Source organism: Streptomyces sp. CHD11, from assembly GCF_018638295.1.
GTDB lineage: Bacteria > Actinomycetota > Actinomycetes > Streptomycetales > Streptomycetaceae > Streptomyces.
The window spans coordinates 57138-76781 of record NZ_JABTTS010000039.1; the positions used below are offsets into that span (position 1 = coordinate 57138).

Below are 19644 nucleotides of genomic sequence, written 5' to 3' on the forward strand. Positions count from 1 at the left end.
ATGGATGCCGACGTCATCGTCGTCGGAGCGGGACTCGCGGGCCTCGTCGCGGCCCACGAACTGACCAGCCAGGGGCGCAGGGTTGCCCTGGTCGACCAGGAGAACGCCGCCAACCTGGGCGGCCAGGCCTTCTGGTCCTTCGGCGGGCTGTTCCTGGTGGGCTCACCGCAACAGCGGCGCCTGGGCATCAAGGACTCCTTCGACCTGGCCTGGAGCGACTGGCGGGGCAGTGCGGGCTTCGACCGCCTCGACGACGAGGACAGCTGGGCGGTGCGCTGGGCACGCGCCTACGTCGAGTGGGCGGCGGGGGAGAAGCGGTCCTGGCTGAACGGACACGGCATCACCTTCCTGCCCACCGTCGGCTGGGCCGAGCGCGGCGACCTCCGCGCGGACGGCCACGGCAACACGGTGCCCCGCTTCCACATCGCCTGGGGCACCGGAACCGGCGTCGTCGAACCGTTCGTACGGTACGCCCGGCAGGCCTCGCGCGACGGCCTGCTCACCTTCCACCACCGCCACCGGGTCGACGAACTCGTCCTCCAGGACGGCGCCGCGCGGGGAGTGCGCGGCACCGTCCTGGCGCAGGACGACGCACCGCGCGGGGTCGCCTCCAGCCGCGAGGGCATCGGCGAGTTCGAACTCACCGCCCAGGCCGTCATCGTCACCAGCGGCGGCATCGGCGCCGACCACGACATCGTCCGCCGGTACTGGCCCGAGCGGCTGGGCACCCCGCCCCGGGAGATGGTCACCGGGGTCCCCGCCTACGTCGACGGGCGGATGCTGGACATCAGCGCCCGCGCGGGGGCGCGGCTGGTCAACCGGGACCGTATGTGGCACTACACCGAGGGGTTGCAGAACTGGGACCCGGTCTGGCCCGGCCACGGCATCCGGATCCTGCCCGGACCGTCCTCGATGTGGTTCGACGCCCTCGGCCGCCGGCTGCCCGAGCCCTGCCTGCCCGGCTACGACACCCTCGGCACACTGAGGCACCTGCGCACCACCGAGGACATCGCCGGCCACGACCACTCCTGGTTCGTCCTCACCCAGAAGATCATCGAGAAGGAGTTCGCCCTCTCGGGCTCCGAACAGAACCCGGACATCACCGCCAAGGACCGGGCCGGATTCCTGCGCACCCGGATCCTGGGCAAGGGCGCCCCCGGACCGGTCGACGCCTTCCTGCGCAAGGGCGCGGACTTCGTCACCGCCCCGACCGTCGAACAGCTCGTCGAGAAGATGAACGGCCTCACCGACAAGCCCCTGCTCGACGCGGCGCTCCTGCGGCGCCAGATCGAGGCCCGCGACCTGCAACTGGCCAACGGCTACAGCAAGGACGCCCAGGTGCAGGGCATCCACAACGCCCGCCGCTACCTCGGCGACCGCCTGGGCCGCGTCGCCGGCCCGCACCGCATTCTGGACCCGGCGGCCGGCCCGCTGATCGGCGTCAAGCTGCACATCCTCACCCGCAAGACCCTCGGCGGCATCCAGACCGACCTGGACTCCCGCGCGCTCGGCGCCGACGGCCGGCCGGTGGAGGGGCTGTACGCGGCCGGCGAGGTGGCCGGCTTCGGCGGCGGTGGCGTCCACGGCTACAACGCCCTGGAGGGCACCTTCCTCGGCGGCTGCCTCTTCTCCGGCCGCGCGGCCGGCAGGGCGGCGGCCGAGCGGACGGCGTAGGGCACGCGGTGCCGGCCCGCCCTCAGTCCTCGAGAAGGCGGGCCAGCACCCCGGCGTGGCTGTGCCCGGTGTCCTTAGACGCGGTCAGCAGGGTCACCGCGCCCTTCTGGGCCAGTTCCCGCATCTGCTCCAGGAGTTCGGCCGCCTCGGGGGCGGCCAGCTCCGCCTCGTACCGCCCGCGGAACTCGTCGTACGAACCACCGTCCCCGTGGTACCAGCGGCGCAGTTCCGTCGACGGTGTCAGCCCCTTGGGCCACGCGTCCACCTGTGCCGCGTCCTTCGCCAGGCCACGCGGCCACAGCCGGTCGACCAGGACGCGGACGCCGTCGTCCGGCTCGGGCGGTTCGTAGACACGGCGCACGCGCACGCTCATGTACCGCTCCTTCCACAAGCCCCCGGTGAGCCCTCTGCGGGAGGACGTCTCACGAGCCGCCGGCCCGCCGCGCGGCGATGCGCCGCCGCAGCGTACGCCGTTCCGTCTCGCTCGTCCCGCCCCACACACCGATGGACTGCCCCGTCTCCAGGGCCCAGTCCAGGCACTGCTCCCGCACGGGGCACCCCCGGCACACCGCCTTGGCCTGCTCCGTCTGCATCAGGGCGGGGCCGGAGGTGCCGATCGGGAAGAAGAGTTCGGGATCCGCGGTCCGGCAGGCCGCGCCGCTTCGCCAGCTGTCCATCGAAAAGTCACCTGCGCTCGAAGTCGCTGCACACCCCTTCGGGTGCCTTGCTCCCTTCGGGTCACCTGCCGGCAGGACGTGAAACAGTGCGGACGGTCACTGTTCGCGCAGACCCCACGGCGAACCGTACGCGGTCAGCAGGTCCAGGAACGGGCCCGCGGGGAACGCCTCCGGACCCAGCACGCCGGTGCCCGACCAGGCGCCGCCGGCGACCAGTTCCAGGGCCACGACCGGGTTGACGGCGGTCTGCCACAGCACGGCCTGGCAGCCGTACTCGGCCATGGACCACTCGTTGTCGACCACGTGGTACAGATACACCTCGCGCGGTGCCCCGTCCCTGATGCCCCGGACCCAGGTGCCGGCACAGGTCTTGCCGCGCATCCGCTCCCCGAGCGTGGCCGGGTCGGGCAGACAGGCGGCGACCACGTCCCGGGGGGAGACCCGCACCGGCCCGTCGGGACCCGGTACGGTCACCGGCTCGGTGCGGTCCAGGCCGAGCAGGTGCAGCGTCCTGAGGGTGTCGACGAACTCACGGCCCAGACCGTACTTGAAGGTGACCCGGCGGGCGTCGATCCAGCGGGGGACGAGCAGTACCTCCTCGTGCTCGACGTTCACACACTCCACCGGCCCGATGCCCCCGGGGAAGTCGAACACCTCCGGCTCGCTGAAGGGTTCGGTGGTGAACCAGCCGCGCTCCTTCTCGTAGACGACCGGCGGGTTGAGGCATTCCTCGATGGTGGTCCAGATGCTGAAGGAGGGGGCGAAGCCATGACCGTCCACGGTGAGGTCGGCGCCGTCGCGGACGCCGATCTCCTCGATCTCGTCGAAGAGTTCGTCGGCCGCGTACCGGGCGAAGACGTCCGACAGGCCGGGCTCCACACCCATGCCGACCAGGGCCAGCCCACCTGCCTTCTCCCACTCGGCGTTGTGCGCGAACTGCTCGTCGCCGAGCTTGACCCCGCATTCCTCGTACGGACGTTCGGCGTGCGGTCGGGACAGGGACATCGCCATGTCGACATACGTGGCCCCGGCCTCCCGTGCGGCGCGGAACAGCGGCATCACGAACCGGGGATCGGTGGCGTTGAGCAGGACATCACAACCGTGCTGTCCGAGCAGCTCCCTCACCCGGCCCTCGTCGCCGGCGTCCACGCGCTCGGCCCGGAACCGGGAGCCGTCCGCGCCGAGGGCCGCGACCGCCGCCTCGGCCCGGGAAGGGTCGTAGTCCGCCACGACCATCAGGTCGAAGAACGGCCGCCGGGCCGCGATCCGGGTGATCGCCGTACCCACTCCGCCCGCTCCCACCAGCAGTACACGCATGACGGCGCACTCCCCTTCTCTCGTCACGTGCATCGCGTGCGTCTCATGGATCCCGGACCCGCACGCGGGGCCCCGACGGGGATACAACGCCCTGCCCCCGCGTAAGGTCAATGGCGTTGGCATAAGCCGCAAGCGGAGGAGGAGGCATGCCGAAACGCGTCGTCCACGAGGAGCGGCGGCGTCGCCGCAGGCCCACCAAGAGCGGTCGGGTGCTGTCCGAGACGCTGATCGTCGAGACCGCGCTGCGGCTGCTGCGCGAGCACGGCAGCGCGGGCCTGACCGCCCGCCGGCTGGGTCTGGCCCTGGACTGCGACCCGAGCACCCTCTACCGCTACTTCCGCGGCATGGACGACCTCACCCTCGCCATCGGTGACGCGCTGATCGGCCGGGCGATGCACGGATGGCGCCCGGCCGGGCCCTGGCAGGGCGACCTGCGGGCCATCGGGCTGCGCATCCACACCGCCTATCTCTCGCACCCGCAGGCGGCGGTCCTCACGGCAAGCCGTGTCTCCGGCCGCGACCGCGAACTGGCGGCCGACGAGGCGGTGCTGGACGTGCTGCGCACCGCGGGCTTCCCGCTGCCGGAGGCGGTACGCGTCTACCACGCCTTCATCGACACCACGCTGGCCTTCGCCGCCCTCGACGCCGCGTCCCTGGCGCTGCCCAGCGCCGCCCGGCGAGCCGACGAGGACATGTGGCGCTCGACCTATGCCCGCCTCCCCGCCGCCACCCACCCCCGCCTTGCCGAGGCCGCCCCGCTGCTGGCCACCCGCATGGTCACCAGCGCCTACCCGACAGCCCTGGACATGCTCCTCACCAGCGCCGAGCACAGCCTGACGGCGCACCGGACCCGGTCGGCACCCTCCGGCACCCCGGCCGGCGGCGCGGCCGGCGGAACGCCCGGGGACATCCCTTCTCCGGCCGTCGGGCGCGGGAACCCGGACTGAGTTCCCGACCCGGGGGGTCCGCCGGACGGACGCCGCACGTCCTGCCACCGCGTCAGGGACTTCCGGCGGACCAGGCCGGAGGGAAGCACCGGCGGGCGGGTCCGGTCCGGCGCCGCCCGGGGACGCCTGTTCCCGGCCGTCGCCCGCGGGCGCCGGGGCCGGGCCGGCCGACACCGTGTCCTGCCGGACGGGCGCCGGGAGTCCTCGCCACCGGCCCGGGTCTGTCCGGCGGACAGGCGGAAAGAAGGCGCCGGGTGGGCAGGGTCCGGTGCGACGGAGTGCGTGCGTGGCGTCGCGAGGCAGACGGGAGTGTGAGGCCAGGGCCTAGCGGCGCAGCGCCGCCGCCGCCGTTTCGGTGACCGCGTCGGTCACGGCCGCGAGGGCGGGAGAGTCCAGCTTCCACTGCTGCCAGTACAGGGGCGCGTCGACCGCTCGGTCCGGGGCGAACAGCATCAGGCGGCCGGCGCGGAGCAGGGGCTCCGCCTGGGGCTCCGGGACCATGCCCCAGCCCAGCCCGGCGGCGACCGCCTCGACGAACCCTCCGAGGTGGGGACATGGTGGCGGCGCGCGCTCGCCTCGGCGCCGCCGTGGGTGAACCGTCGTACGAAGCCGTCCTGGAAGTCGTCCCGCCGGTCGAACACCACCACCGGCGCCCCGGGCAGTGTCTCCCGCAGCGGCGCCGTGAGGTGTTCCGCGGCGAACTCCGGGTTCGCCACGGGGAGGTAGCGCATCCGGCCCAGATGTCGCACGGAGCAGCCCGGCACCGGATCGGGTGACGAGGTCACCGCGGCCATCACGGTCCCTTCGCGCAGCAGGGCGGCCGTATGCGCCTCGTCCTCCCGGCGCAGTTCGAAACAGAGTCCCGTCCGGGAGGGCAGCCGGGTGAGCGCCCCCAGGAACCAGGTGGCCAGCGAGTCCGCGTTCACCGCCACCGACACCCCGATCGGCTCTCCGCCCCGGTTCAGCCCCAGCTCGGCGTACGCGTCCCGTTCCAGCCGGGCGACCTGGCGGGCCAGCCGTACCAGTACCTCGCCCGACTCGGTCGGCCGTACCGGCTTGGTGCGCAGCAGCAGCACCCGGCCCGTGCGCTGCTCCAGCGCCTTCACCCGCTGGCTCACCGCCGACGGTGTCACGTGCAGCGCGGCTGCCGCCGCCTCGAACGTCCCCTCGTCCACGGCCGCGAGCAGGGTCCGCACCTGGTCCAGGGGAAGATCTGACATCACGACGGCTAAGGGTACCTAAGAATCCTTAGCTGTACTGCACCACGGGTGCGCCCTTAGCGTCCTGCGCATGACCAGCTCCCTGACCACCGCCGCCGCCGGATTCGGCACCGGCCTCTCTCTCATCGTCGCCATCGGCGCCCAGAACGCCTTCGTCCTGCGCCAGGGCATCCGCCGTGACGCCGTGGTCGCGGTGGTCGGCATCTGCGCCCTGTCCGACGCGGCGCTCATCGCCCTGGGTGTCGGTGGCGTCGGCGCGGTGGTCGTGGCGTGGCCCGGGGCGCTGACGGCGGTCGGCTGGATCGGCGGAGCCTTCCTGCTCGGCTACGGGGCCCTGGCGGCCCGCCGGGTGTTCCGCCCGGCCGCCACGGGACTGGGGACGGAGGGCGAGGCGGCCGGTTCACGCCGCCGGGCCGTTCTGGCCTGTCTGGCGATGACCTGGCTCAACCCGCACGTCTATCTCGACACGGTGTTCCTGCTGGGCTCGGTCGCCGCCGACCACGGTCCGCTGCGCTGGACCTTCGGCCTCGGCGCGGTGGCGGCCAGCCTCTGCTGGTTCGCGGCGCTCGGTTTCGGAGCCCGCCTGCTGAGCCGCTTCCTGGCCCGCCCCACCGCCTGGCGCGTTCTGGACGCACTCGTTGCCACCACCATGATCGTCCTCGGCCTCACGCTGATCGCGGGAGCCTGACGCCACGGCCGTCCCCGGTGCCGTGGCGGTCACGTCCTCACGAGGGCGCGAGCCCTGTCGCGGATGCGCGACGCGGCCTTCTCCGCGCGACGCGGCTCCCGCCGCCTGCCCGGGGTCAGCCCTGCGGGCGTGCCGTCGGCGTCGGCCCACCCCGGGTGAGCCGTGGTGGTGCGGCCGGGGCGAGGGGCCGCGGTCGTACGGCCGGGAGGCTGTGCGCCGGCCTGTGCGCTCCTGGTCCATGGCTCGTCGGCGATGCCCGGTGTCTGCGGGGGCGCGGTCGCACCGCTCAGGAGGCAGTGCGCAGGCCTCGTGCCGACCCACACGTCCGTGAATCGTCGTCGCCGCCAGGCGTCCGCGGACCGGGGCCGCCCGCCGTCCCGCTCACCCGCGCGGCGCGGGTGAGCGGGTCAGAAGTCCGTGGGCAGGCCGCTGGCCTCGGCTATGCCACGCAGTTCCTCGTTCTGACGGTGGCGGTCCCTGATGAAGTCGGCGATCTCGCCCAGCCGGGACGGGTCGGCGGCGGTCGCCGCGTCGGTGACCACCCTCACCGGTCCGGTCTCGTCGACGTCCAGCTCGACCACCTCGTTGTCCAGGCGGCCGGTGACGGCGGTCGCGATGACGAGGGCGGCCTCGTCACGCACCTCCTGGGGCAGTTCGTCGTCGCCGCTCTCCAGGGCCAGGTCCAGCCCCGCGAGCCGGTGCTCGTCGATCGCCTCGAGGACGGGCTCCACCACGCGGAGCAGAAGCCGGTAGTCCTCGGTGTCCATCCGGACCCGCAGGAGGTCGAGGTAGACGTCCACGGGCCGGCCTTCCGGGGGGATCTCGGATTCGCTCATCGGCTCCGGGTTCCCCGCACCCGGAAAGTCATACGGCGGCCGGCCTGGCGGCGGTGCGGGACCCGTCCGGCCCGGCGGACGCCAGCCAGCGGTGCGCGGTGGTGAGCGCCTGTCCGACGTCCCGGGTGCCGGTCGACACGCACAGCGTGTAGGCCAGGTCGGCGGTCCGCGGGTCCGCGGCGCCGGTTCCGGCGGCCGTCAGGGCCTCGTACTCCTCGACGAGGCGGCGCAGCACAGTGGGGTGAGGCTTCAGCATTTCTTTCTTTCTCTCGCATTCCTGTCCGGGCGGGCCCTGATCACACCGTCGCCGAGTGTCCGCCGGTGCTCCGCGTGTTCTTCCGCTGCCCCATCACATCCGCGCGCACCCGGGCGCAGCTGCGGCTGATGAGCCGGGAGACGTGCATCTGGGAGATGCCGAGCCGGTCGGCGATACGGCTCTGGGTCATGTCCTCGAAGAAGCGCATGTAGAGAATGGCGCGCTCGCGTTCCGGGAGCCGGCGCAGCCCTTCCTTGGCGGACTCGCGGTCGACGACGACGTCGTACGAGGAGTCCGCGGCACCGAGGGTGTCGGCGAGGCTGTAGCCGTCGTCGTCGGACGACAGCTCGGCGTCCAGCGACAGGGTGCTGAAGCTCTCCAGCGCCTCCATCCCGGCGGTGACCTCCTCCTCGGTCAGTCCGGTGTGCGCGGCGAGGGCCGCCGTGGACGGCTCGGGGCTGCCCGGACTCTGGGTGAGCTCGCGCCGCGCCACCCGCACCTTGTTGCGCAGTTCCTGCACCCGCCGGGGCACCCGCAGCGCCCACATCCGGTCGCGGAAGTGGCGCTTGACCTCGCCGGTGATGGTGGGGACGGCATAGCTCTCGAAGGCCCCGCGGCTCGGGTCGAACCGGTCGATGGCCTTGACCAGCCCGAGGGCGGCGACCTGGCGCAGGTCCTCGATGGACTCACCGCGGTCGCGGAAGCGGCCCGCGATGCGGTGGGCCATGGGCAGCCAGGCGGTGGCCAGCTCGTCGCGGACCGCGTCCCGCTCGGGGCCGTCCTCCAGCGAGGACAGCCGGTGGAACAGGGCGACGGTGTCGGGGGCGTCGTCGTGCCGCCGGCGGGGTGGAGCGGTCGCCGGGTCGGAGGAGTCGGAGTGGGGGGTGGACGTGTCAATGAGCATATGATTTCGCTCCCGAACGGTGGTTTCAGGGGACTACCGCGGGACGGTCGCCGTCGGGACACCCGGAGGGTCCTGAGCGGCCGTGCCTCTCCCGCTGGCGCGCCTCCGGTCCGAAGCACGAACCTCCGATTGCCCCCGCACCGGTAGAACAAACTCCGCTTCTCCGCGAAATGTGCCGGGGGCTCATACCAGGGGCACGACAGCGGTGATGCACTTGCCGCCCGCGGGCAGATCGGACACCCGGATGTCGTGGGACAACCGGCACACGATGGGCCAGCCGTGACCGCCGGGGCGGCGGCGTCCCTGCCGGTCGGGCTGGGCCACCACGACGGGCAGTTCGTCGCTGCGGTCGCTCACCGACAGCCGCACCCCGGGACCCTGGACGTCGACCCGGAAGTCGGTGACTCCTCCGCCGTGCAGGATCGCGTTGGTCGTGAGCTCGGAGGCGACGAGCAGGACGTCCGCCAGCGCGTCGGTGTCACAGGCCGTGTGGGTGGCGCGGCAGCGTTCGGACACCGCCCGGGCGACGGCCTCGCGCACATCCGCAGGGCGGGCCGGTACCGCGTGGCGCGCACCGGGCGGGTGGACAAGGGGTTCGGTGGTGTACTCCTCACTCATGCTGCGGCTCCCTGCTGTCGATCGCTGTCGGTGGTTCGGCGAGCGCCTCGGACCTCCCTTTTCGGCTCACCTGTCCCGTTACCGGCAAACCTCCCGACCGCTTTCCGGACTCCTGTCATCCGAACGCCGCAGGCGGGTACGCGGTCCGTATGACCGATGTGGTGGACTCGGACGAACTGCTGCGGCGTATTCAGCGAGCGAGGGCCTGCGCGGCGCAGGAGGAGCGGGCCTGGCGGGCCCGGGGCGCGGAGCTCGGACGCGCGGATCCCGGTGATCCGGCCACCGTGCGGGACGCGGAGGTGCGCGGTGTGGCCTACGCAGTGGTGGTGCGGGTGCTGGACGAGATCCTGACGCCGGGCAGGCACGCGGCGCGGGGCTGAACACCGGCGGGTGGATTGCCGCCGCCCGAACCCGGGCATCCGCGGGCCCATGACCGTGGACCACAACCGGGCGCCGGTTCTCGAAGCACTGGAGGGCTACCACCGCGAGGGGCGGCTGAGCTTCACCCCGCCGGGCCACAAACAGGCCCGCGGCGCCGACCCGGCGGTGCGTGAGGTGCTGGGCGACGCCGTGTTCCTGGGCGACGTACTGGCGACGGGCGCGGCCCGGACCCTGCCCAGGGCGCCGCGGGTGGAGGTCCCGGAGCGGGCGGATCGCGGCCGAGATGGTCACTCCGTACCCGCCCGGCATCCCGGCCGTCCTGCCGGGTGAACGGCTCACCGCGCCCGTGCTCCGGTATCTGCGCGCCGGCCTGGACGCGGGGATGTACCTGCCGGACCCGTCGGACCCGTCGTTCGACACGGTCCGCGTGGTGGACGGGAGTGCCGGGTGAGGCCGTAGTGAAAGAGGTCACTCGACCCGGTTAACGGAACACCGGGCAAGTGGTTTATCGTTCACTCATACGTGGTGACGGAGTCGACGACCTGTCCTCCGGACACCACCGCTTACGGCCCTGGCTGGCCTCCCCCGTCCAGCCAGGGCTTTTTCATGCCCGGCCGCGGAGATTCCGGCCCGCCGAGGTGCCCCGCACGGCGGCAGCGGCTGAAATGAAGAGAGGGAACGCACCACCGGAACCGATTGCCCGGCGAGGAGCCCCACGCCATGACCAAAGCGATCAAAATCCTGACGGCCCTCCCTCCTCCACAGCGCGAGCGGCTGATGGCACTCGCGCGGGAGGTGTCCTTCCCGGAGGACACCCGGATCTTCGAGTCGGGAGGCACCGCCGACCGCTTCTGGGTGATCCGCTCCGGCGCGGTCTTGCTGGACCAGCGGGTGAGCGAACTGCGCCGGGTGACGGTCGCCGGCCTCGGCGCGGGCGATCTCCTCGGCTGGTCCTGGCTGTACCCGCCCTACGAGTGGGACTTCGGCGCGGCGGCCTTCAGCCCGGTGCGTGCCTACGCGTTCGACGCGGCGGAAGTGCTGCGGCTGTGCGAGGAGGACCCGCGGCTCGGACTGACACTGGTGCGCAAGGTCGCCGAAGTGCTCGCCCACCGGCTGGAGACGACGCGCGGCAAGCTGATGGAACAGTACGCGCTCCACCGGCACACCGGGCTGGTGTAGCCCGGCCGCGGGCCGCGCGCCCGGCGGACCACCGGGGAGCCGTCCCGGCGGGGCCACCGGCCCCGGGGCGGCGGTTCTCCGCACGCGGTGGCGGGCGCGTCCGCGGGTCCCGCGGACGGTCCGGGGTGGAGCCGGGGTACGGCGAGGTGCCGGTCGGGGGAGGTGGGGCTCAGGGTGCGGGGGCGGGCGCGGGCCGGTGGGCGGCGTTCCCAGGTGGGGACGTTCAGCGGTCGGGGGTCGTGACGCGGACGTCCAGGGGGCGGGCGAGGCCGACCACCGCTTCGTCCAGGCGTTCCAGATGGCGCAGGACCCGGCCGGTGATGCGGCCGTAGCGGGCCGCGCCGTCGTCGCCCAGGAGGGAGGCGATGCTCGGGCCCGTCTCGACCGGCGCCGGGACGTCCTTCTCCGCCACCCGCGCCGTGATCGTGCCGATGTTGCGCACCGTGCGCCCCGCCGCCCCCCGCAGCCGGGGGTCCGCGGCGATCGAGGGATGCGTCGGCAGCAGCTCGGCCGTCGCCGCCAGCGAACGCGCGTGGTACGCGCAGGTCTCCAGGAGCGCCACCACATAGCGCGCGTTGGTGCGCCGGGCCCGCAGCGGGGTGACCGGGTGGGTCAGCGGCTGGGTGGCGCCGCGCAGGTCGCCCAGCGCCTGGTCCAGCTTCCGCGCCTTGTCGAGCAGGTCGTCGGAGGGCCCGCCGCTGAGCTGTCCGACCGCGGCCTCGGTGACCTCACCGAGCCGCTCCAGCACCGTGACCAGCAGTTCGTTGGTGCGCCGGTCGGTGCGCACCGGCAGCACCAGTGCCGCCGCGGCCACCCCGCAGGCCGCGCCCAGCGCCGTCTCCTCCAGGCGCAGCACCAGCACCTCCCAGCTGTAGGTGTGCAGCAGCGTGTACAGCAGTCCCAGCATCGCTGTCACGAAGAACGACATCAGCGTGTAGGACAGCGGCGCCGTGTAGAACATCAGGAAGATCAGCACCAGCACCAGCAGGAACGCCGCCAGGGTGCTCCCGCCGACCACGGCCGCCAGCGCGATCCCCGCGGCCACGCCGAACACGGTGCCCAGCAGCCGCCGGTAGCCCTTGACCAGGATCTCGCCGGTCGAGGCCGTGTTGATGAAGACGATCCAGCAGGTCAGCACCGCCCAGTACCAGCGGTCCGTGGACAGCAGCTCGCCGCCGATGATGGCCAGCGTCGAGCCCACGGCCACCTGGACGGCGGCGCGCGTGGTGGGCCGCCGCAGGCCCGTCTGCGTGGCGTCGGACTCCGTCTCCTCGCCGGCGTCGATGGCGGCGTCCTCGGCGTCCAGTTCCTCCCGGGACCTGGCCGTCGCGGGGCTGTCGTCCGACTCGTCCTGCGGACCGTCCAGGGCGATGCGCAGCCCCATGACGGCGCGGGCGGTCTCCCCGAGGGCCCGGAACACGTCCTGTACGGCCGGTGTCGCGGGCGGCAGGTTCTCCCCGTCGCGGTAGGCGAGCAGCCGGTTGCGCACCCGGGCCAGGCCCGTACCGGGCACCCCCGTCCGCAGCACCAGCTCGCGCAGGGCGAGCAGATCCCGGCGCAACCGGTCGGTGGCCTCGTCCGGTCCGGGCAGCCGGCCGACCTCCGGAGCCGGCGCGCCGGGCAGATGCAGGGTCAGGGTGTCCGCCCGTTCGGCGCTGCGGGCGGACAGCAGCAGCAGACCCAGCCGTTCGGCGGCGATCTCGGCGTCCGCGATCCGGCGCTGCACCAGCCGCGCCGCCGACTCGTCGGGCGTGCCCTCCTCCAGCCGGGTCTGGATCATCAGGGCCGTCTCGTGCAGGCGGGCGTTGCCCTCCCGCACCTCCTCCAGCGCCTTGTCCATCCCGTCCGGTCCGGCATCGAGCAGCGCCAGCTGTGCGGAGACCAACTGCGCCAGCCGGGCCCGGAAGGCCTGGCGCAGCCGCTGGAGCAGACCGGCGGGGGTCACCGGGACCACGGCGAACCGCACCAGCGCGCTGCTCGCGAAGGCCACCGTCATGGCCGCCCACAGCCCCGGCAGCCGGCCGGCGGAGGCGCCGACGAACAGGGACACGAAGTAGAGCTGGAACCCGATCAGGCCGAGCCCGGTCCCGCGGTCCCCGAACCGGCGGCCGTAGACCGCGCAGAAGATCAGGACGACGAAGAAGACGTCCCCCACGACCGTCCGCTCGCTGAGCACCGCCCCCAGCGACACGGACGCCAGCGCGACCGGCAGTCCGAGCGCCAGCGTGACGGCCTGGGCGCCGCGCTGCCGCTCCCGGATCGCGAAGGTGGCGGCCATCGCCGTCATGGCCCCCGCCACCAGACGGGTGATCTCGAAGCCGAGCGAGGCGAGCACGGCCAGCGTCAGGGCGATGGCCCCGACCGTCCGCAGCGCGGCCGTCAGCCGCAGCAGACCGGGGTCGGACGCCGCCAGACGGTCCCGCAGCCGTGCCCGCCCCGGACGTCCCGCCACATTCACTCCGCCGTACCCTCCCCTGTCGTCCCCGCTCCCACGGACCGGGCACCCCGGCCGCGCCGTGTTCCTCCGCCGCCCGGACGCGCGTACCCGGACCCCCTCCCGGCGCCCGCGCGCAGCCGCCGGCCCCGTGCGGTCCGGTCCGGGCGCCGGGCCCCGGCCCGGCCGGTCACCGAGCCGCCCGGCCCGCTTCCTCGACGTGCGCCCGCACCTGCTCCGGCGTCAGGTAGGCGTCGAGGTATTCGAAGTCCCGCAGATTCCCGGGCCGGTGCGCCTGGAACCCGGTGCGCACGAAGTCGTCGCCGGCCACCGCGTTCAGCAGCCAGTCCGTCATGACCCGGGTCTTGGCGACATTGGTCCGCAGCGCGGACCAGTGGTAGCCGCGGGCCACCGCCTGGGCGGGCAGCCCGTGCAGTTCGAAACCGAACGGCCGGGACACCGCGTCGGTGCCGCCGAGGTCCACCACCAGCCCGAGGTCCCGGTGGACGTACGGCCGGGTCGCCCGGCCCCGCAGGGTCGCGATGACGTTGTCGGCGACGTGCCTGCCCTGCCGCAGCGCGTGCTGCGCGGTCGGGGGGCACACGGCGCCGTCGTCCTTGGCCAGATCGGGCACCGCGGCCGAGTCACCGAGCGCGAACACCCCGTCGTGGCCCGGCAGGCGCATGTCCGCGTTGACCGCGAGCCGCCCGCGGACGGTCTCCGCGCCGAGTGTGGCGATGAGCGGACTGGCGACCACTCCCGCGGTCCAGATCAGGGTGTGGGTCGGCACCACCCGGCCGTCGGTGAAGGTGACCTCCTCGGCGCTCGCCTTCTCGATCGAGACCCCCAGCGAGATCTCGATGCCGCGCCGGGTCAGGATCTCGTGCGCGCTGCGCCCCAGCTTCTCGCCCAGTTCCGGCATCAGCTTCGGCGCGATGTCGATCAGATGCCATCTGATCAGGCCCGGGTCGATCCGGGGATAGCGCTTCACTGCGGCGTGCGTCAGCCGCTGCAGACAGGCCGCGGTCTCGGTGCCGGCGTATCCGCCGCCGACCACCACGAACTGCAGCCGCGCGGCCCGCTCCGCCGGATCGTGGCTCGCGTCGGCCAGATCGAGCTGGGAGATGACGTGATCGCGGAGATAGGCGGCCTCGGCCAGCGACTTCATCCCGAAGGCGTGGTCCGTCAGCCCCGGGATGTCGAAGGTGCGGGTGACACTGCCGGGGGCCAGCACGATGTAGTCGTACGGTTCGTTGACGATCTCGCCGTTGACGATGCGGACCACACAGACCTTGGACCGCAGATCCACGCCGATGGCCCCGCCCGGGATGATCCGGGTGCGGTACCTCTCGCTGCGGCGCAGAGAGAGCGCGACCGACTGCGGGGTCAGTACACCCGAGGCCACCTGGGGGAGCAGCGGCAGGTAGAGCTGGTAGGAGAACGGTGTCACCAGCGTGAGGTCGGCCTCGTCCGGGCCGAGCCTGCGCTCCAGCCGCCGCACGCACTCCACGCCGGCGAAACCCGCGCCCACCACGAGGATCCTGGGTCGTGTCACGGTTCCATCCCTTCCTGCGGCTCCAGGCGGTCTGCCTCGGACGCCGATGCCTGACGCGTGCCCCTCTTCAGCACCACGATGCCCTCACCGGCCAGGGAACGCACCGGGAAGGCCCCGCGGACGCGCCTGTCACCCCCGCCTCAGCCGTGCAGATGGCACAGCAGCAGGCACACGTCGTCCTCGCGCTCGGAGTCGCTCAGCAGCGGGTGGAGTATCCGGTCCGCCGACTCCTCCAGGTCCGCGTCCAGATCGGCGGAGCCGAAGGTCCCGAGGGACTGCGCGAGCCGTTCGATGCCCGGGTCGATGCCGAGGGCCCGCCGCTCCACGAGCCCGTCGGTGTAGAGCGCCAGGGTCGTACCGGGCGTCAGCCGCTCGGTGTGGTCGGCGATCTCCTGGTGCAGCGGAATGCCGAGCATCGCGCCCGGCTTGGCGTCCAGGATCCGCACCCGCCCGTCGGGCAGCCGCAGCACCGGCGGCGGATGGCCCGCGGCGGCCCAGGTAAGGGTGTGCCCGTCCGGGTGGAACCGCGCGATGACCGCGGTGGCGAACAGATCCGGCTGGAGATGCCGCAGATACCCGTGCAGCCGGGTCAGCAGCCGGCCGGGCCCGCCGCCGTCGACCGCGTAGGCGCGCAGCGCGGTGCGCAGCTGACTCATCATCACCGCCGCGTGCAGCCCGTGCCCGGTCACGTCGCCGATGACGGTGATCAGACTGCCGTCCCGCTGGCGGAACGCGTCGTACCAGTCGCCGCCGATGTTCAGCCCGTGCGTGGCCGGCAGGTAGCGCGCCGCCAGACTCAGGCCCGGTGTCGCCGGCAGCTCCGTGAGCAGGGCGCGCTGCAGCGTCTCGGCGATGTCCCGGTTGTGCTCGAACCGGCGGGCGTTGTCCATGGCGGTACCGGCCCGCCGGGCGAGTTCGATCAGCATCACGGCGTCGTCCGGATCCCAGCGCTCACCGGGCGGCGTCAGGGTCAGCACACCCAGCGGAGTACGGCGCGCCGGCAGCGGGAGGCAGAGCAGGGGCCGTTCGGGAGCCAGGGCCGACGGCGGCCGGTCGTCCACCCCGGGCAGGCCCCCGGGGTGGTCGGCGGCGTACTGCGGACGCCCGGTGCGGGCCGCCAGGACCGCCGCCCCCGAATGGTCGGCCGGACGGTACCGGCCGTCCTCGTGGTCGAACAGCCAGACGTCGACACCGGCGGCGTAGCGCGGCACCAGCAGCTCGGGCAGCCGGCGCACGATCTCGTCGTGGTTCAGCGAGGCGTTCAGCGCGGCGCTCGCGTCCGCCAGGAACGTCAGCCGGTGCCGGGCGTTCTCCGCCTCCTCGCGCGCCCTGCGCTCCGCGGCGAACGCCTCCTGCTGCGCCCGTCCGGCCGCGTCCAGCTCGGCGTGCAGGACGACGACGCCCTGATTGGTCTGATGCAGCTCCTCCCGGTGGAAGGCGACCAGCTCCTCCTGCTCGGCGAGCCGCTCCAGCACCACGGCCGTGTCCTCGTCGGCGCCCAGCAGCGCCTCGGACAGGGCGGCCGGATCCTCCGTGGCCGGGTCCGCCCCGGTTGCGCCCCGGCCCAGGCGCTCGTTCCGGCCGGCGCCGGCACCGACCTCGGCATCCTCACCGGACACCTGCTCCAGCACCACGGCCGTGTCCTCGTCGGCGCCCAGCAGCGCCTCGGACAGGGCGGCCGGATCCTCCGTGGCCGGGTCCGCCCCGGNGCTCCAGCACCACGGCCGTGTCCTCGTCGGCGCCCAGCAGCGCCTCGGACAGGGCGGCCGGATCCTCCGTGGCCGGGTCCGCCCCGGCGATGCCGTCCGGCCCGGGGCAGGGAGCGGTCACGGTCCACGCGTCGCCGCCGGCGGCACCCGTGCCGGGGGCCGGGGCCACCTCCAGGCGCAGGTCCGTCGTTCCGGCGGCGGAGCCCGGCCCCTCCAGGGTGAGTACCCAGACGCCGCCCCGGGTGAGGCACTGCCGCAGCCGGCCGCTGAGCGCCGTGGTCAGCCGCACCCGTTCCAGGGTGGGAACCCCGTACGCCGCGGCCAGCCGGGACACGGCGGTGCGGGCGCGTGCCGCGTCCGTCACGCCGCCGATCCGCCAGCGGCGTGTCATGGGCGCTCCGACGGGACGGGAGCCAGCACGGCCACGGCGGTGTCGTCCCGCACCGGGCGCGCGGAACTGCCGGCGTCCCGGACGGTGACGGCGGCCGTCACGGCCGGATCGGCCGGCGGCTCCCCGGTGTCCGGGGGAGGCGTCCAGCGGCCGGGAAGCCCGTCCGTGTGCAGGATCAGCAGGCTTCCGGCGGTCCAGGGGACCTCGTCCTCGCGCACGGTGTGCGGCTGGTGGACCCCGACGATGCCCGGCCGGGACAACAGGGACCGCCAGCGGCCGTCCTCCCGCAGCCGGGCCGACACATTGCCGATCCCCGCGAAACGCAGCCGTCCCGTCCAGGTGTCCAGCTGGGCCACGGCGACGGCCGCGCCCCGCGTACCGGCCAGGGCCGCGTGCAGTTTGCGCAGTGCCTCGGTGGGCGGCAGCCGGGCCCAGTGGCGCAGCTCCTCGACGGCGGCGGTCGAGGCCCGGGCCGCCTCGCTGCCGTGCCCCAGCCCGTCGGCGAGCATCAGCGTCGTACGGTCGCCGGACCTGATCCAGGTCCAGGCGTCCCCGGAGAAGTCCGCGCCGGCGAACGGGACGTTCACGCCGCCGGCGTGCACACCGAGGTCGCGCGAGGGCTCCTCGCCGTGGCCCGTGCGGCCGGGCGCGGGGGCCACGGCGCCGACGCGGGCCACCGCCACGGTGCCCCGTCCGGGCACGCTGTGCAGGCCGAAGTCGTCGGAGAGCCGCCGGCACGTGCCGAGACCCGCGCCGAGCGAACCGCTGGAGGAGAACCCGTCCCGCTGAGCGACCGCCGTATCGGCGATGCCCGGACCGTGGTCGAGCGCGGTGATCTGCACGGCCCGCCCCGGCCGGCCCTCCCGCGGCAGCGGCGGGTCCACGACGTCGATGAGCACCCCGCCCGCGTGCGCGTACTTGAGCAGATTGGTGGCCAGCTCGGTGGCCACCAACGACACGGTGGCGGTACGCCGCTCGTCCAGCCCGGCCAGGGCCGCGGCCTCCTCCGCCGCGACCCGTGCGTCACGGACCCGGGTCGGGTCCTGCACCGGCACGTCCCAGACGCGGGGCATCAGGCGTCCCCCCGCGGCCGCGGGGGCCGGGTGACCCATGAGGTGACCCGCACCGTCGTCCCCGCCCCGGGGGCGGTCTCGACGGCGAATTCGTGCACCAGACGACGGGCGCCGCCCAGCCCCATGCCCAGCCCGCCGCCGGAGGTGTAGCCGTCGCTGAGCGCCCGGTCGAGATCGGAGATGCCGGGTCCCGAGTCGCTGAAGGTGAGCCGCAGCCCGTCGGTCCCGCCGGTGGTGACGTGCGAGGCCTCCATCCGGCCGCCTCCGCCGTGCACCAGGGTGTTGCGCGCCAGCTCGCTGGCGGCGGTCACCAGTTTCGTCTGGTCCACCAGGGAGAAGCCGAGCTTGGCGGCGGCCTGCCGCACATGCTGGCGTACCCACACCAGATCCATGTCCGACCGGATGGGCAGGCGGGCCTCGACGCCCGCTGCGGTGTCCATCACGGACTCCCCTCGCGCCCGCCGCCGGACCGCGGCGCCACGACGGGCTGCACGAGGTACTCCATCGCCGCCTCGGTGGTGAGGGCGGTCCGCAGCCCCGGCAGCGTCAGCCCGAGCTCCACCAGGGTGATGGCGACCGCGGGCCGCATGCCGGCCACCACGGTCCGCGCGGCCAGCAGCTCGGTCTGGGCGGCGATCTCTGCCAGGACCCTGCCGAGGAAGGAGTCGACCATCTCCACACCGGAGATGTCGATGACCACGCCGGTGACCCCGCTGCGCACGATGGTCTCGGCGAGATCCTGCTGCAGCTGGAACGCCATGCTGTCGTGCAGCTCTCCCTGGAGGGTGACCAGCAGCACATCCCCGAGCCTGAGTACCGGCACATGTCCCGCGACCGGGCGGGAGAGGCCCTCGCTCACCGTCGTACCGCACCGTCGGGCACCGCGTTCACGATGTTCGCCCCCAACTCGTGCAGGCAGTACGCGAGCGCGTCGGCGAGGCTCGCCCGGGTCTTCACCGTGCCGAGGTCCAGACCGAGGTGCACCATGGTCTGCGCGATCGCCGGACGGATACCGGAGACCACGCACTCCGCGCCCATCAGCCGGGCCGCGGCGACCGTCTTCATCAAATGCTGCGCCACCAGCGAGTCGACCGTCGGCACACCGGTGATGTCGAGGATCGCGAACCGGGCGCGCTGGTCGACGACCGCGTTCAGCAGGGTCTCCATCACCACCTGGCTGCGGGCGCTGTCCAGCGTGCCGATCAGCGGGACGGCGACGATACCGTCCCAGAGCTTGATCATGGGGGTCGCCACCTCCAGCAGCTGGAGGCGCTGCCGGTCGGTGAGCGCCTGGATCTCGCTCAGGGCGGTCTGCATGGCCACCAGACGCAGCGTGCCCATCAGGACGCTGAGCGCCGTGCAGGCCTCCCGCAGCCGCTCGGGATCCTCCTGCTCCAGATCGGCGACCAGGAGGTTCTCCACCGGCGGCAGCAGCGCGGCCAGTTCGGCCGAGACCTGGGTGGCGGACAGTCCCGCGCGGGAGCGGGCGGCCCCCATCCGGGCCAGCTGCTCGCGCACCCCGGAGAAGCCCGCGGCGTCCGGGTCCTCGACCCGCTGTGACTCGGCGACCCGGGCCAGCGCGTCGACCACCGCCTTGCCGGCCTCCACCGCCTCCTCGCGCGAGACCGTGAACACCGCACGGAACAGGGGCTCGTCCGCCCACCGCTGGGCGATCTGCTCGCTGCGCCGCCACAGGAAGTCCCTGATCTCCTGCGCCGGTGTCGCCGGTGTTCCGCCCGTTTCGTGCTGCGGCACCTGATTCCTCTCCTCGTCGTGGTCGCTCGC

19 protein-coding genes and 3 pseudogenes are annotated in these 19644 nt (G+C 73.6%); 7 read left to right on the plus strand and 15 right to left on the minus strand.

Translation table 11 applies throughout. From position 1 onward, the window contains the following. Nucleotides 1-1674, plus strand: a complete 1674-nt coding sequence (locus HTV45_RS30450) for an FAD-binding dehydrogenase (RefSeq protein ID WP_215209134.1) — start codon at nucleotides 1-3, stop codon at nucleotides 1672-1674. A gap of 22 nt (nucleotides 1675-1696) precedes the next feature. Here HTV45_RS30450 and HTV45_RS30455 read toward each other — a convergent pair whose 3' ends face one another. From HTV45_RS30455 to HTV45_RS30465, 3 genes are all read right to left on the minus strand, one after another. Continuing rightward, nucleotides 1697-2047 carry a DUF488 domain-containing protein gene (locus tag HTV45_RS30455; protein ID WP_215209135.1) on the minus strand — a complete coding sequence of 117 codons (351 nt, stop codon included), beginning with the start codon at nucleotides 2045-2047 and terminating at the stop codon, nucleotides 1697-1699. Nucleotides 2048-2096: 49 nt separating this feature from the next. Further along, nucleotides 2097-2351, minus strand: coding sequence for a WhiB family transcriptional regulator (locus HTV45_RS30460; RefSeq protein WP_215209136.1), 255 nt, complete (start codon nucleotides 2349-2351; stop codon nucleotides 2097-2099). 96 nt (nucleotides 2352-2447) lie between these two features. Beyond that, entirely contained in the window at nucleotides 2448-3668 is a 1221-nt protein-coding gene (locus HTV45_RS30465) for a saccharopine dehydrogenase family protein (protein ID WP_215209137.1), read from the minus strand. A 146-nt stretch (nucleotides 3669-3814) separates the two neighbouring features. Between HTV45_RS30465 and HTV45_RS30470 the strand changes: the two genes are divergently transcribed. Further along, the gene (locus HTV45_RS30470) at nucleotides 3815-4615 is read left to right on the plus strand and encodes a TetR/AcrR family transcriptional regulator (protein WP_215209138.1); all 801 of its coding nucleotides are present in this window, start codon (nucleotides 3815-3817) and stop codon (nucleotides 4613-4615) included. Between the two features lie 324 nt (nucleotides 4616-4939). On the opposite strand, the pseudogene HTV45_RS30475 reads toward HTV45_RS30470, so the two are convergent. Beyond that, nucleotides 4940-5835 (minus strand): annotated as a pseudogene (locus HTV45_RS30475) (LysR family transcriptional regulator ArgP). A gap of 70 nt (nucleotides 5836-5905) precedes the next feature. On the opposite strand from HTV45_RS30475, the gene HTV45_RS30480 reads away from it, so the two are divergent. Next, entirely contained in the window at nucleotides 5906-6523 is a 618-nt protein-coding gene (locus HTV45_RS30480) for a LysE/ArgO family amino acid transporter (RefSeq protein WP_215209139.1), read from the plus strand. A 407-nt stretch (nucleotides 6524-6930) separates the two neighbouring features. On the opposite strand, the gene HTV45_RS30485 is transcribed toward HTV45_RS30480, so the two are convergent. The 4 genes from HTV45_RS30485 to HTV45_RS30500 all read right to left on the minus strand — a co-directional run bounded on the left by HTV45_RS30485 (nucleotide 6931) and on the right by HTV45_RS30500 (nucleotide 9137). Beyond that, nucleotides 6931-7359 carry a hypothetical protein gene (locus tag HTV45_RS30485; RefSeq protein ID WP_215209140.1) on the minus strand — a complete coding sequence of 143 codons (429 nt, stop codon included), beginning with the start codon at nucleotides 7357-7359 and terminating at the stop codon, nucleotides 6931-6933. 28 nt (nucleotides 7360-7387) lie between these two features. Beyond that, the gene (locus tag HTV45_RS30490; protein WP_215209141.1) at nucleotides 7388-7615 is read right to left on the minus strand and encodes a DUF5133 domain-containing protein; all 228 of its coding nucleotides are present in this window, start codon (nucleotides 7613-7615) and stop codon (nucleotides 7388-7390) included. Nucleotides 7616-7655: 40 nt separating this feature from the next. Beyond that, on the minus strand, nucleotides 7656-8519 hold the full coding sequence (locus HTV45_RS30495) for a SigB/SigF/SigG family RNA polymerase sigma factor (protein WP_215209142.1): 864 nt from the start codon (nucleotides 8517-8519) through the stop codon (nucleotides 7656-7658). A gap of 183 nt (nucleotides 8520-8702) precedes the next feature. Next, nucleotides 8703-9137 carry an ATP-binding protein gene (locus tag HTV45_RS30500; RefSeq protein ID WP_215209143.1) on the minus strand — a complete coding sequence of 145 codons (435 nt, stop codon included), beginning with the start codon at nucleotides 9135-9137 and terminating at the stop codon, nucleotides 8703-8705. Nucleotides 9138-9286: 149 nt separating this feature from the next. On the opposite strand from HTV45_RS30500, the gene HTV45_RS30505 reads away from it, so the two are divergent. From HTV45_RS30505 to HTV45_RS30520, 4 genes and pseudogenes are all read left to right on the plus strand, one after another. Then, nucleotides 9287-9517: a hypothetical protein gene (locus HTV45_RS30505; protein ID WP_215209144.1), complete on the plus strand. Its 231-nt coding sequence runs from the start codon at nucleotides 9287-9289 to the stop codon at nucleotides 9515-9517. A gap of 49 nt (nucleotides 9518-9566) precedes the next feature. Further along, a pseudogene (locus HTV45_RS35100) lies at nucleotides 9567-9737 on the plus strand (ornithine decarboxylase); the annotation flags it as partial. A gap of 43 nt (nucleotides 9738-9780) precedes the next feature. Next, nucleotides 9781-9969, plus strand: a pseudogene (locus HTV45_RS30515) (ornithine decarboxylase); the annotation flags it as partial. A 269-nt stretch (nucleotides 9970-10238) separates the two neighbouring features. Then, nucleotides 10239-10697: a cyclic nucleotide-binding domain-containing protein gene (locus tag HTV45_RS30520; protein ID WP_215209145.1), complete on the plus strand. Its 459-nt coding sequence runs from the start codon at nucleotides 10239-10241 to the stop codon at nucleotides 10695-10697. 223 nt (nucleotides 10698-10920) lie between these two features. Here HTV45_RS30520 and HTV45_RS30525 read toward each other — a convergent pair whose 3' ends face one another. The 7 genes from HTV45_RS30525 to HTV45_RS30555 all read right to left on the minus strand — a co-directional run bounded on the left by HTV45_RS30525 (nucleotide 10921) and on the right by HTV45_RS30555 (nucleotide 19614). Beyond that, nucleotides 10921-13155, minus strand: coding sequence for an FUSC family protein (locus HTV45_RS30525; protein WP_215209146.1), 2235 nt, complete (start codon nucleotides 13153-13155; stop codon nucleotides 10921-10923). A 166-nt stretch (nucleotides 13156-13321) separates the two neighbouring features. After that, entirely contained in the window at nucleotides 13322-14686 is a 1365-nt protein-coding gene (locus HTV45_RS30530) for an NAD(P)/FAD-dependent oxidoreductase (protein WP_308309787.1), read from the minus strand. Nucleotides 14687-14826: 140 nt separating this feature from the next. Next, nucleotides 14827-16320 (minus strand): SpoIIE family protein phosphatase, encoded by a 1494-nt coding sequence (locus HTV45_RS30535; protein WP_308309788.1) that lies wholly within the window; start codon nucleotides 16318-16320, stop codon nucleotides 14827-14829. Nucleotides 16321-16782: 462 nt separating this feature from the next. Beyond that, a complete protein-coding gene (locus HTV45_RS30540; RefSeq protein WP_215209147.1) occupies nucleotides 16783-17859 on the minus strand; it encodes an ATP-binding SpoIIE family protein phosphatase in 1077 nt (358 codons plus the stop codon). Then, nucleotides 17859-18299, minus strand: coding sequence for an anti-sigma regulatory factor (locus tag HTV45_RS30545; protein WP_215209148.1), 441 nt, complete (start codon nucleotides 18297-18299; stop codon nucleotides 17859-17861). Before HTV45_RS30545 ends, HTV45_RS30540 begins: the two co-directional genes overlap by 1 nt. After that, nucleotides 18299-18718 (minus strand): STAS domain-containing protein, encoded by a 420-nt coding sequence (locus tag HTV45_RS30550; RefSeq protein WP_215209149.1) that lies wholly within the window; start codon nucleotides 18716-18718, stop codon nucleotides 18299-18301. Before HTV45_RS30550 ends, HTV45_RS30545 begins: the two co-directional genes overlap by 1 nt. Then, nucleotides 18715-19614, minus strand: a complete 900-nt coding sequence (locus HTV45_RS30555) for an STAS domain-containing protein (RefSeq protein WP_215209150.1) — start codon at nucleotides 19612-19614, stop codon at nucleotides 18715-18717. The genes HTV45_RS30550 and HTV45_RS30555 overlap by 4 nt, the downstream gene beginning before the upstream one ends. Nucleotides 19615-19644: the final 30 nt, after the last annotated feature.